The sequence below is a fragment of the Streptomyces sp. UNOC14_S4 genome (assembly GCF_020740835.1).
Classification (GTDB): domain Bacteria; phylum Actinomycetota; class Actinomycetes; order Streptomycetales; family Streptomycetaceae; genus Streptomyces.
Window position 1 is genome coordinate 1 of record NZ_JAINFC010000273.1, and the last position, 10,105, is coordinate 10,105.

The 10,105-nt window shown below is 73.8% G+C and carries 10 protein-coding genes; 3 read left to right on the forward strand and 7 right to left on the reverse strand.

The window, feature by feature from the left end:
* Both K6I34_RS22830 and K6I34_RS22835 read right to left on the reverse strand, forming a co-directional pair.
* A partial coding sequence (locus tag K6I34_RS22830) for a TerD family protein (protein WP_229328195.1) occupies positions 1-585 on the reverse strand: 585 nt, incomplete at its 3' end.
* 86 nt (positions 586-671) lie between these two features.
* Positions 672-1,490 carry an NAD(P)-dependent oxidoreductase gene (locus K6I34_RS22835; protein ID WP_229328196.1) on the reverse strand — a complete coding sequence of 273 codons (819 nt, stop codon included), beginning with the start codon at positions 1,488-1,490 and terminating at the stop codon, positions 672-674.
* A gap of 160 nt (positions 1,491-1,650) precedes the next feature.
* Here K6I34_RS22835 and K6I34_RS22840 point away from each other — a divergent pair, with 160 nt between their 5' ends.
* Positions 1,651-2,805: a serine hydrolase domain-containing protein gene (locus tag K6I34_RS22840; RefSeq protein WP_229328197.1), complete on the forward strand. Its 1,155-nt coding sequence runs from the start codon at positions 1,651-1,653 to the stop codon at positions 2,803-2,805.
* A gap of 25 nt (positions 2,806-2,830) precedes the next feature.
* On the opposite strand, the gene K6I34_RS22845 is transcribed toward K6I34_RS22840, so the two are convergent.
* From K6I34_RS22845 to K6I34_RS22855, 3 genes are all read right to left on the reverse strand, one after another.
* Positions 2,831-3,922 (reverse strand): amidohydrolase family protein, encoded by a 1,092-nt coding sequence (locus K6I34_RS22845; protein WP_229328198.1) that lies wholly within the window; start codon positions 3,920-3,922, stop codon positions 2,831-2,833.
* A gap of 163 nt (positions 3,923-4,085) precedes the next feature.
* Positions 4,086-5,129: an acetylserotonin O-methyltransferase gene (locus K6I34_RS22850; RefSeq protein WP_229328199.1), complete on the reverse strand. Its 1,044-nt coding sequence runs from the start codon at positions 5,127-5,129 to the stop codon at positions 4,086-4,088.
* Positions 5,130-5,585: 456 nt separating this feature from the next.
* Complete coding sequence (locus tag K6I34_RS22855) at positions 5,586-6,581, reverse strand: bile acid:sodium symporter family protein (RefSeq protein WP_229328200.1); 996 nt, start codon at positions 6,579-6,581, stop codon at positions 5,586-5,588.
* Positions 6,582-6,850: 269 nt separating this feature from the next.
* Here K6I34_RS22855 and K6I34_RS22860 point away from each other — a divergent pair, with 269 nt between their 5' ends.
* A complete protein-coding gene (locus tag K6I34_RS22860; RefSeq protein WP_229328201.1) occupies positions 6,851-7,786 on the forward strand; it encodes an SCO1860 family LAETG-anchored protein in 936 nt (311 codons plus the stop codon).
* 120 nt (positions 7,787-7,906) lie between these two features.
* Here K6I34_RS22860 and cobC read toward each other — a convergent pair whose 3' ends face one another.
* The gene (gene cobC / locus K6I34_RS22865; RefSeq protein WP_275127132.1) at positions 7,907-9,019 is read right to left on the reverse strand and encodes an Rv2231c family pyridoxal phosphate-dependent protein CobC; all 1,113 of its coding nucleotides are present in this window, start codon (positions 9,017-9,019) and stop codon (positions 7,907-7,909) included.
* A gap of 33 nt (positions 9,020-9,052) precedes the next feature.
* Positions 9,053-9,433, reverse strand: coding sequence for a cobalamin biosynthesis protein (locus K6I34_RS22870; protein ID WP_229328203.1), 381 nt, complete (start codon positions 9,431-9,433; stop codon positions 9,053-9,055).
* A gap of 33 nt (positions 9,434-9,466) precedes the next feature.
* Here K6I34_RS22870 and K6I34_RS22875 point away from each other — a divergent pair.
* Positions 9,467-10,105 (forward strand): ZIP family metal transporter (locus K6I34_RS22875; RefSeq protein WP_229328204.1); only part of this gene is annotated, 639 nt, incomplete at its 3' end.

Here is a 10,105-nt window from a genome sequence, read left to right on the forward strand (position 1 = left end):
CCACTGGGGAGCGGACGGCGCCTGCGGCGGCACGGGCGGGGCCACCGGTGCGGCCGGGGCCGCGGGAGCCGTGGGCTGCGCGGGCTCCTCCACGCTCACGCCGAAGTCCGTGGCGATGCCCGCCAGGCCGTTCGCGTAGCCCTGGCCGACCGCACGCACCTTCCAGGCGCCCGCCCGCCGATAGACCTCGACGGTCACCAGCGCCGTCTCCGCGCCCAGCCGCGGCGGGGTGAACGTGGCGATCACGGAGCCGTCGTCCGCGCTGCGCACCGTCGCGGTGGGCTCGATGCCCGCGAACGACGTCCCCGCGGCGTCCGGGCTCGCCGTCACCACGATCTTCTCGATGTCGGCGGGCACCGCGGCGGTGTCCACGGTGATCGCGTCGGGCGTGGAGCCGGACGCGGCGCGGTGGGTCACGCCGGGCCCGGAGGGCTGGTTGTAGAAGACGAAGTCGTCGTCGGAGCGCACCTTGCCGTCGGCGGTGAGCAGCAGGCCCGAGACGTCGAGCCGCACCGGGGCGGTGACGTCCACCGTCACGCGCGCGACGGAGAGCGGGATGTTCGAGCCAGGTGTCATAGCGGTCATGTTCCGGGTAACGAGTGGCCGCGCTTTGCGGTTCCATTACTCGAACGCCGAATTCACGGCCGGAATCCAGCGTTTCGTCAGGGCCGTCAAGGGCCCGTCGCGGCCCGGAACGTGGGCGGGCTGTCCGTGCAGAAGTCCCCGCCCAGCCAGGCGGAGCCCGGCCGCGGGCCCTCGCCCTCGGCGGCGAGCAGGGCGGCGGCGTACGGCTCCGAGTCGTCCCGGGGCTCGTAGCCGAGCGCGCGGGCCCCGGAAAGGTCCCACCGGACGCGGGTGTTGGCGGAGCTGGCGTTGACGACGGTGTGGCCGATCCCCTCGGCGGTCAGCGCCGCGTGCAGCAGCCGGGCGCAGTCGCCGGGGCTCAGCCAGGTGGACAGCATGCGCACGGACCGGGGCGCGCGGAAGCAGGAACCGATGCGCAGGCAGACCGACTCGATGCCGTGGCGGTGCCAGTAGAGGGCGGCGAGGTCCTCGCCGAAGCACTTGGAGAGGCCGTAGTACGTGTCGGGCCGGTGCGGCGCCGCGTCGGGGATCAAGGGCTCGCCCGGGGCCGGGAGGGGCGTGAAACCGGTCGCGTGGTTGCTGGAGGCGAGGACCACGCGCCGTACGCCCTCCTCGCGCGCGGCCTCGTACACGCGGTGGGTGCCCTCGATGTTGGTGCGGAGGATGTCCTCGAAGGGGGCCTCCAGGGGGATCCCCGCCAGGTGCACGACCGCGTCGACGCCGCGCGTCGCGGCGCGCAGGGCCTCGGTGTCGTGGAGGTCGGCGACGACTGCGCCGGGGGCGTCCGGCACGGGACGGCGGTCGAAGGAGCGCAGCTCGTAGCCGTACGCGGGGAGGCCCTCGCGCAGGAACGTGCCGATGGTGCCTGCGGCGCCGGTGAGGAGGATGCGGCTGCGGGTGGGCATGGGAGGTGTTCTCCCCCTCCGCACCCGGGTTCGAAACAGGGTGGTGTTCCTCACGTCGGGCGGACCGGAATATCCGTGCCGTCCCCGTCGCTCCACTCCTCGCAACAAGATCGACAAGCTGATCGACAAGCTGTGGAACGACGAGCTTTGAGGAGCGCACATGCCGGAGCAGGCCATAGCCCAGGGAACCGTGGCCAAGGGCTACGAGGCGGTGCGGGAGGTGTTCGAGGCCACGCTCGCCGAGGAACGCAGCGGACACGCGGCCCAGCTCGCCGCGTACGTCGACGGGCAGCAGGTCGTCGACCTGTGGGGCGGCCCGGAGATCGGCGCCGACTCCCTCACCGGTGTCTTCTCGTCCACCAAGGGCGCGGCCCACCTCGTCGTGGCCATGCTCGTCCAGGACGGCACCCTCGACCTGGACGAGAAGGTGAGCCACTACTGGCCCGAGTTCGCCGCCCACGGCAAGGGTGGCGTCACGCTGCGCGAGCTGCTGGCCCACCGCGCGGGCGTGCCCGGTGTCGACGGCGGCCTCACCCTGGAGGAGCTCGCGGACGACCGGGTGATAGCCGAACGCCTCGCGGCCCAGCGCCCGCACTGGCGCCCCGGCACCGCCTTCGGCTACCACGGCCTGTCCATCGGCGCCCTCACCGGTGAAGTCGTGCGCCGCGTCACGGGCCTGACGATGCAGGAGGTCTACGAGACCCGGGTCCGCGCCCCGCACGGCATCGACTTCTACATGGGCCTGCCCGAGGACCAGGAGCACCGGGTGCTCGACATCCAGCCCATGGACCCGACGCCCGAGCAGAAGCAGCAGCTGCTGGAGGGGGCAGGCGGTCCGGAGAGCCTCGTCGGCGTCACCTTCAACCTCAACCACCCCGTGCCCACCGTGCTGGAGGCCCTGCCCAACCACCGGGTCATCCGCGAGAAGGGCCCCGCCTCCGTCGGCGGCATGGCCTCCGCGCGCGGCCTCGCCAAGCTCTACGCGGCGGCCATCAGTGGCGTCGACGGCAAGGAGCCGCTGCTGACGCCGGACACGGCCGCCGACTTCGCCCAGATCCACTCCGTGGGCTACGACCTGGTCGGGCGCTTCCACAGCGCCATCGGTCTGGGCTTCGCCGCCGTCTCGGACAAGTTCCCGTTCCTGGGCGCGCGGTCCTTCGGGCACAGCGGCGCGGCGGGCTCGATGGCCTTCGCCGACCCGAGCCGCGGCCTCGCCTTCGGCTACAACCGCCGCCGCTACGCCTTCCCCGGCGGCGCCGCCCCGGAGACCGCACGCCTCGCCCAGGTGGTGCACGCGTGCGCGGCCGGGCGCTGACCACGGCACGCCCCGGGAGGGCGCGTCAGCGCACCACGTGACCGCGCAGCACCACGCGCCGGGGCGCGGCCAGGATCCTGACGTCCTCGCGGGGGTCGCTGTCGTAGACGACCAGGTCCGCGGGGGCGCCCTCCTCCAGACCGGGGCGCCCGAGCCAGGCACGGGCGCCCCAGGAGGCGGCGGAGAGCGCCGCCGACGCCGGGAGGCCCGCCTTCACCAGCTCGGCGACCTCCTCCGCGACCAGGCCGTGCGCGAGCGAGCCGCCCGCGTCCGTGCCCACGAAGACCGGGATGCCCGCGTCGTACGCGGCGCCCACCGTCGCGTACCGGCGCTCGTGCAGCCGCCGCATGTGGTCCGCCCAGCGCGGGAACTTCCCCTCGCCGCCCTGCGCGAGCTTCGGGAACGTCGCGATGTTCACCAGGGTCGGCACGATCGCCACCCCTCGCTCGGCGAACAGCGGAATCGTCTCCTCCGTCAGCCCCGTCGCATGCTCGACACAGTCGATGCCCGCCTCCACCAGGGGCGCGAGGGACTCCTCGGCGAAGCAGTGCGCGGTGACCCGCGCGCCCAGCCGGTGCGCCTCCGCGATGGCCGCCTCGACCGCGCCGCGCGGCCAGCAGGACGACAGGTCGCCCGACTCCCGGTCGATCCAGTCGCCGACGAGCTTGACCCAGCCGTCGCCGCGCCGCGCCTCGCGCGCCACATACGCGACGAGGTCCTCCGGCTCGATCTCGTGCGCGTAGTTGCGGATGTAGCGCCTGGTCCGGGCGATGTGACGGCCCGCCCGGACGATGCGCGGCAGGTCCTCGCGGTCGTCGATCCACCGCGTGTCCGACGGGGACCCCGCGTCGCGCAGCAGCAGCGCGCCCGCGTCGCGGTCCGTCAGGGCCTGTTTCTCACTGGTCGACGCGTCGACCGGCCCGTGGGCGTCGAGCCCCACGTGGCAGTGGGCGTCCACGAGGCCGGGGAGCGCCCAGCCGTCGACCGTGGTGACGTCGCGGGCGCCGGCTGGACGTTCGTAGGTGATCCTGCCGTCCACGACCCACAACTCGTCGCGGACGTCGGTGTCGGTGACGAGGATGCGGCCTTTGATGTGCAGTGCGTTGCCCTTGGTCATGGGCGAACCCTATGGGGTTCGCTTTTTGGCTCCGCCGGTGTGTGTGCGGCTTCCTGTTGTGTGTGGGGGTGCGCCTACCGGGGGGCGTCTTGCGCGCCGCGTGCGGCTGCGGGTCCGGTGGGGGTTTGTCGCGCAGTTCCCCGCGCCCCTTACGGGGCGCCGGTCACTTCCGGGCGATCACCATCGACTCCGCGCCCGCCAGTGGTCGTACCCTGCTGTCGGCGAAGCCTGCCTCCGCCAGCCACTCGCGGCAGTCGGAGCCCGTGTAGTCGAAGCCTCCCGTGGTTTCGATCAGTATGTTGAGGCTCATCAGCAGCGCGGGCGCGTTCGCGTGGCGGGCGTCGTCGACGAGGGTCTCGTAGACGATGACAACGCCGCCCGCGGGCAGCGCCTCGTACGCCTTGCGCAGCAGCATCCGCTTGGCGGGCAGGTCCCAGTCGTGCAGGATGTGGCCGAAGACCAGCACGTCGGCGTGCGGGAGCGGGTCGGTGAAGAAGTCGCCGCCGCGGAACTCCAGCCGGTCCGCGAGGCCGAAGCGTTCGGCGCGTCTCTCGAAGTGGGGGCGTACGGGCTCCAGGTCGAAGCCGATGCCCCGCAGGTGCGGGTGGCGCAGCAGCAGGTGGCCGAGCGTGCCGCCTTCCGCGCAGCCGATGTCGGCGACGACGCGGTGCGCCGACCAGTCGACGGTGTCGGCCAGCGCGTGGGCTGAGCGCATCGACAGGCCCGTTATGGCGCGCAGGAATTCGGCCAGCCGCTCCGGGTCCTGGTAGAGGACGCCGAAGAAGTCCTCGCCGCCGTCCTTGAGTTCGTTCTGCGGCTCGCCCGTGCGCAGCCCGTCGGCGAGGGTGTCCCAGAAGCGGTAGAGCCGGGCGTCCGCCATCTCCAGGAAGCCGCCCAGGTAGCCCGCCCGCTCGCGGTCCAGGTGGCGGGCGGCGGCGGGCGTGTTGGCGTAGCCCCGTTCGTCACGGTCGAGCAGGCCGAGGGCCACCAGCGCGTCGAAGAAGTCACGCGCGGCCCGCGGGTGCAGGCCGAGCCGGGAGCGCAGCTCCTCGTACGGGAGCGGAGCCGCGGCCAGCTCGGTGAACAGCCCGAGCCGGACCGCCGTGAGCAGGACCTTCGACGCCTGGAAGCCCAGCGCGATCTGCATGATCCTGTCGAGGGCGGCGTGGTGGCCGGCGGGGCCCTGCTCGGTGCGCTCGATTCCCATGGGGCTCCTCGGTGACGGAAGCGGCGACTGCCCACATGGGGCCCTCCCGTCCTACCCACTCACCCGCGCCCCGGCACCTCCAGCGCCCGGTCGGCATCCGCGGCCGAGACTTCCCGGAAATGCCTGGCCTTGAGGGTGATGTCACCGTGTGGGTTGTCTTACCCAGGAATGAGAAGAGGATCCGTCGCACGGTGGAGAGGGTCCACCGCTGAGGCTGACGCGCCCAATGCCCCGTTCTCGCAATGCTGTTCGCATGAACCGCACGACAGTTTCAAGGAATAGGATCACCGTGTTTGCGCAGCTCAGCACAGTCAGGGACGACCACGCCACTGTCCGCCGCGGGGGGCGTGCAGTGGTGGGGGACGGCCGGGCGGCCGTCTCGCGTACGCTCCGGGCGGTGTCGGGGGACGACGACCACGCGACCTTGGTGCCCGCCGGGCCCCCGTCCTCCGTCCGTCACCGCTCCTCCCGCCGCGTGCGGGACATCCAGGCGGCGACGGCCGCGCCCGAGACGTTGTGCCACACCGAGAACACGGCCGCGGGCAGCGCGGCCGCCGGACTGAAGTGCGCGGTGGCGAGGGACGCCGCGAGCCCCGAGTTCTGCATGCCGACCTCGAAGGACATGGCGCGGCGCGCCGGCGTACCGAGCCCGGCCAGCCGCGCCGCCGCGTAACCGAGGGCCAGGCCGAGGGCGTTGTGCAGGACGACCGCGAGGAACACCAGCCCTGCCGCGTCCTTGAGCCTGGCCGCACTGCCCGACACCACGATGAGCACGAGCACCGCGACCGTCAGCGCCGACAGCCACGGCAGGACGCGCAGCACCCGGTTGACATACTTCCCGAAGAGCCAGCGCACGAGCGCCCCGCCGACGACCGGCACGAGCACCGTCTTGAGGATGTCCGTGACCATCGCCCCCGCGTCCACGTGCAGGTAGCGGTCGGCGAGCAGCAGCGTCAGCGGCGGGGTCACCAGCGGGGCCACCAGGGTGGAGACGGTCGCGACCGAGACGGACAGCGCGACGTCGCCCCGGGCGAGGTAGGTGACCACGTTGGACGCCGTGCCGCTCGGCGCGCACCCGACCAGGATCACCCCCGCGGCCAGTTGCGGGGGCAGGTCCAGGGCGTTGGCCACCAGCCAGCCGAGCCCCGGCATGATCACGTAGTGGGCGACGAGACCGAGCCCCACCGCCCAGGGCCGCCGGGCCACGGCCCGGAAGTCCGGTGCCGTCAGCGTGAGCCCCATCGTGAACATCACCACGCCGAGCAACTGCGGCACCGCCGGTGCCCAGCCGGTGAAGTGCGAGGGGGCCGCGAGCCCAACCCCGCCCGCCGCGAGCACCAGCAGCGGGAAGACGGTGACGGCCAGCCGGGCCGTCCGCACGTCCGTGGCGGAGTCGGCGGGGTCGGCGGCCGCGGCGGCGGCCGGCTTCGGGGAGGTCCGCTCGGTCGACATACCGCGGACCTTAGTGATCTGTTGATCTGCCGAACAGGGGTTACGTGAGGGACGAGAGTCACCTCACGCACCGAGTGAATCGAATACGGCAGCGAAACCTACTCGTTGGAGTGAAGTCCCCTCGGAGGGGCGCCCGTTCACCCTCCCGGGGGCAACGATGACGGGGTCCCGCCGTCGGCGCGCGCTGTCCCCCATAGACGCGTCGGCGGCATCACACCTCTTGTGGGGGTTCCACACACGTGTACAGCACCACCAGGCCTTCCTTCGGCATGCCCGCACGCCGTATGCCCGTACGCCGTCTCGCCGCCGTCGTGGCGACGGCCGCCGCGACCGCGACCGCCGTGGCGGGCCCCGCGCATGCCACCGGAGGCATCACGGGCACCACGGGCGGGACGGGCGGCGAGGGCAAGGCCGGAGCGGTCGTCCTGCGCACCGGACTCGACGTCGCCCTGCTGAACAACACCGTCCGCGTCCCGCTCCGCTCCTCGCTCAACGAGGTGCACGCGCCCGCGGACGGGGCCTCGGCGGACAGGACCGCGCTGACCCTCGCCCTCGACGGCGTCGAGGGCGGCAAGCCGGTGGACGTCCTGCGCGCCGACGCCGCCACCGCCCGCGCCACGGCCGACCGCACCAGAGCGGAGGGCTACACCAACCTCGTGCACGCCCGGGTGCACGTCCCCGGCCTGCCGCTGCTCTCCCTCGTCGACGTCCAGCAGGTGACGTCCAAGGCCGTCTGCGCGGCGGGCGAGAAGCCCACCGCCACGTCGAACCTGCTCGGCAGCGTCACCGTGCTCGGCAGGAAGACCACGCTCACCACCGGCGGCACGACGAAGGTCGACGTGCCGGGTGTGGGAGAAGTGCGGCTGGACCTCTCCAGGACCACCACCACGTCCCGGACGGCCGCCGCCAGCGCCCTGTCCCTGCGCGTGGCCGTCAACCCGCTGAAGCTGAACGTCGCCGCGGTCTCGGGCGAGGTCACTCTCGCCGAGGCGACGTGCGAGACACCTGCGGCGGGCGACGCGCACGGTGCGGAGCCCCAGCGGAAGACCGCACAGCAGACGACCGCACGGACACCGGAGAAGAACCTGGCCGAGACGGGCGGCAGCTCCGCAACGCCGTACGTCGTGGGGGCCGCGGCAGTACTCGTGGCCACGGGCGGCGGGGCGCTCGTCATGGCCCGCCGCCGGGCAGCGAACCGTAAGTAGTTCCCCTGAACGCTGGACGGGCAGGCCGAATCCAGCCCGTCCGGCGTTTGAGGACAAGCGGCGAAGCCGCTCGGGGGGTCCGGGGCGCAGCCCCGGTTCAAGAGGCAATGGCGAGAACCCCTACAGGTCGGCCAGCGCCAGCGTCAGCGCCTCCGCGAAGCGGTCCGTCGTCGCCCGGTCGCGCACCGCCAGTCGCAGGTACTCCGGGCCCAGGCCCGGGAACGTGTCGCCCCGCCGCACCGCGAACCCCAGCCCCCGCAGCCGCGACCGCACCGCCACCGCGTTCGGCATACGGACGAGGACGAACGGCCCCGCGGCGGGCCCGAACACCTCGATGCCCTCGAACGCGGAGAGCGCCGCCAGCAGGTGCGCCCGGTCCGAGGCCAGATGGTGCGCCGCGTGCGCGGCCTCCGCGAGCGCCGGGGGAGCGCTGCACACCTCCGCCGCCGCGAGCGCCGGGGACGACACCGGCCACAGCGGCTGCGCCCGCTCCAGCCGGGCCGTCGCGCCGGGCGAGGCGAGGATGTAGCCGATGCGCAGCCCCGCCAGACCCCACGTCTTGGTGAGGCTGCGCAGCACCACGAGACCCGGCAGGTCCGTACGGGACGCGAGGGACTCGCGCTCGCCCGGTACCGCGTCCATGAACGCCTCGTCCACGACCAGGGTCCGCCCCGGGCGGGCGAGCTGGGCCAGCGTCTGCGCCGGGTGCAGCACGGACGTCGGGTTGGTGGGGTTGCCGACGACGACCAGGTCCGCGTCGCCCGGCACCGCGCGCGGGTCCAGGCGGAAGCCGTCCTCCGGGTCGAGCAGCACCCGCTCCACCTCGTGCCCGGCCGCCCGCAGTGCCGCCTCCGGCTCCGTGAACTGCGGGTGGACCACCACCGGCCGTCGCACCGGCAGGGCCCGCGCCAGCAGCACGAACGCCTCCGCGGCGCCCGCGGTCAGCAGCACCCGCTCCTCCGGCAGCCCGTGCCGCTCGGCCACGGCCCGCCGCGCCGCCCGCCCGTCGGGGTAGGCGGCGAGCCCGTCCAGGGAACCCGCGACGTGCTCCCGCAGCCACTCCGGAGGCGTACCCGAGCGCACATTGACCGCGAGGTCGGTCAACTCCGCGCCGCCGCCCCGCACTTCGACGTCACCGTGATGGCGCAGATCGGGTTCGCTGGGTGTGTTCATGGCCGCGGGCCGCCTTCTCTTCTTCGTCCGTTCGACAGGGCTGGTGCGGGCAGCCCGCAGCAGAACACCGTAACGACGCCCCGCGCGCCGCCCTCACCCGGGTCCGCGTGCGACGGCGCAGGTCACCCGGGCCGTCTTCCGTTTCGCCACCACCAGCACGCCGTCCGGGCCCGCCGCCAGCAGCGCCGCCGCCTCGGCCACCCCGGGCGCGCCCACGGCGGCGAGCGCGGCATCCGAGGGGTTCGGCACCGCCACCGAGGCGAGCTCGTCCGGGCCGTACGCCAGGAGCGGCACCCCCAGCCGGGCGGCCGCCGCCAGCAGACCCGGCTCCCGGGCCTTGGCCCCGGCGGTCGCCAGCGCGACGGGCACGGCCCCGCCGAGCACCTCCCCGACCAGCGCCAGCACCTCGTCCGCCGCCACGCCCCGGCGGGCGCCGACGCCGACGTACAGGTAAGCAGGAGAGGCGGGGCACAAGGGAAGCAGCGCAGCGGTGAGGAGGGCGGAGCCGTGCCGGTCGTCGTCGCCCTGGGGGCGTTCCTGATGACGCTGCTCGGCGGCTGGACCGCCCACCGGGTCACCGACCGCAAGCACCTCGTCCTCGGGCTCGCGGGCGGCCTGATGCTCGGCGTCGTCGGTCTCGACCTGCTCCCGGAGGCGCTGGCGGCCGCCGGGCGGGAGGTCTTCGGGGTACCGGCCGCGCTGCTCTGCTTCGTCCTCGGCTTCCTCGCCGCCCACCTCGTCGAACGGCTCCTCGCCGTCCGCCGGGTCGGCCACCGGCCCGCCGACGGCACCCGCGCCCCGCAGGTGGGCCTCACGGCGGCCGCGGCGCTCGTCGGGCACAGCGCCATGGACGGCGTCGCGATCGGCGCGGCCTTCCAGGTGGACACCGGCATGGCCGCCGCCGTGGCCATCGCGGTCATCGCGCACGACTTCGCCGACGGCTTCAACACGTACACGATCACCGACCTGTACGGGAACCGGCGCCGCCGCGCCTTCCTGATGCTCGCCGCCGACGCGCTCGCCCCCGTGGCGGGCGCCGCGTCGACCCTGCTGTTCACCCTTCCGGCGCAGTTCCTCGGCGCTTACCTCGGGTTCTTCGGCGGGGTCCTGCTCTACCTGGCGACCTCCGACATCCTCCCCGAGGCC